At 44.2% G+C, this 1739-nt stretch carries 1 protein-coding gene; it reads right to left on the bottom strand.

What is annotated here, in order from left to right:
- Positions 1 to 448: 448 nt before the first annotated feature.
- Positions 449 to 1516: an NAD/NADP octopine/nopaline dehydrogenase family protein gene (locus tag EQW76_RS28635; protein ID WP_142832617.1), complete on the bottom strand. Its 1068-nt coding sequence runs from the start codon at positions 1514 to 1516 to the stop codon at positions 449 to 451.
- Between the last annotated feature and the right edge of the window lie 223 nt (positions 1517 to 1739).

Below are 1739 nucleotides of genomic sequence, written 5' to 3'. Positions count from 1 at the left end.
AGGCATTGAGCCAAGGCATTGAGCCAAGGCATTGAGCCAAGGCATTGAGCCAAGGCATGGCAGGATATATTCTGATGTAAAAAACAAAATTATCTGCGCTCACAGCTCTTTCGCCTTTGCCGATCCCTAACGGGCTCGGCAAATGCAGAGCAATGAGCGCAGATAATTTTGTTTTTTACATCAGAATATATCCCAAAGTCTTAATGTATTTCATGATTACGCAATTTATTTGCTTTATAGTTCGTTCATATATACGTATATGTTAATTGATTTATGAATGTATATTATTAAAATGATGAAAGGGACAGCTGCAAATTTATACAATGTTCGATTTATTTAATATTATATTGGAAATATATTTAGATCAACGCCTCAAGCATAGTTTACATCAGGAAGTACATAATAATAAGAAACATAATTGAATCGGCTTCATAGACCAAATGACTCCTCATTCCTCGGCTTTGCTGTTGCCCCACTTGGTAACAATGTCGTCGGCCGATATTTCCTCCATGCCAGCACTCGCCAGGGTGATGCCGATTTTCTCAAGGTCAATCTCCCCCAGTATGTTCAGTGACTCAACAGCCCATTCGAGTTTCTTGACGTTGATACCAAACTTCTTGCCAAGGTCCCTGAAGAGGATCAACATCCGACCATCCTCCATGATGTAACGATGTTTGAAGTTCTTGGGTGCTCCCTTGGTGGCATTATGGGAAACGGATTTCGATACGAAATCATGGATTGTTGTGGCATCCTTTCCGTACCAGCCATTGAGAAGATCGAGAACAGTGCGGGGTTTGAAACCTAACTTCTTCAAAAGTTCTATGCGCTCTTGGTCGAAAGCCTTCATAGCCTCTGTGACAATTGGTGTCATTCCCTCCTTGTAGAAATAGAAGTCCTCCTCAATGTCTATCTTGGCGGCATTAAAAATCACTGCGGGAGTGTGGCAGATACAGTTCGTGCAGTTGAGGGCCACTTCCAATCCGTTGGCAAGCCAAACGAGATTATTAGGGAAGAGATCACCTATTTCTTTGGCCAGGGAGGGTTCGGGATGGGGAGTGGTGAAGGTGATCTCCAACTGCTTCTTGATGGCCTTCACGTAGATTGCATCATCCACCATTCTGCATCCGTAGGGCGACGTGGTTGTTTCTAGACTGGCAAGAGTCTCAAGCTTTTCCAGGCTCAAACTGGCAGCATTTCCGGGGATCCAGATCAGGATCTTCTGTTTAAGGTCAAGGACCTTCAGTTGTTCGATCAGTTCTTCACGAGCACCGTTAAGTGACGGGATGGTGACCATGATGTATTTTGATGTTGAAACTGCATATGCAAGCTCTCTCTTCACGACAGGACGATAGGTGCCCTCGATTTCCCCCATTGCTTTCAACCCATGTTCGGCAATCTGGGTACTATATCCGAGGTGGGAGGGGGCAGCCCATATCGAGACCGATTTGCGTCGGTAACTTAGGTCAGCGGCAAGTGCGTTGCCAACGTTGCCAGAGCCGATGATGAGGATACTCATTTTGATCTGGGAAATGATAGATGAAAGAAGAGATTTAGGATTTTATAAAGTTGTTGCAGGCTTTTGCCCAATTTATAGAAGCGCCACAGGAGCTCTAGTCCCTAGCGGATCGCAAAAGTCAAAAACGGCGCCTCCTTAATTTCTTAAGTTCACACGAAGAAAGATAAATTTGCGATAACATCTGACTTTTAGCGTCTGTCATAGGAAATTAGTATCATGGGGA

Source organism: Rhizobium sp. rho-13.1 (assembly GCF_007000305.1).
In the GTDB taxonomy this organism is placed as follows: domain Bacteria; phylum Pseudomonadota; class Alphaproteobacteria; order Rhizobiales; family Rhizobiaceae; genus Rhizobium; species Rhizobium rhododendri.
Note: the sequence above shows the minus strand (reverse complement) of the source record. Positions and strands in the feature narration are given on the sequence as shown.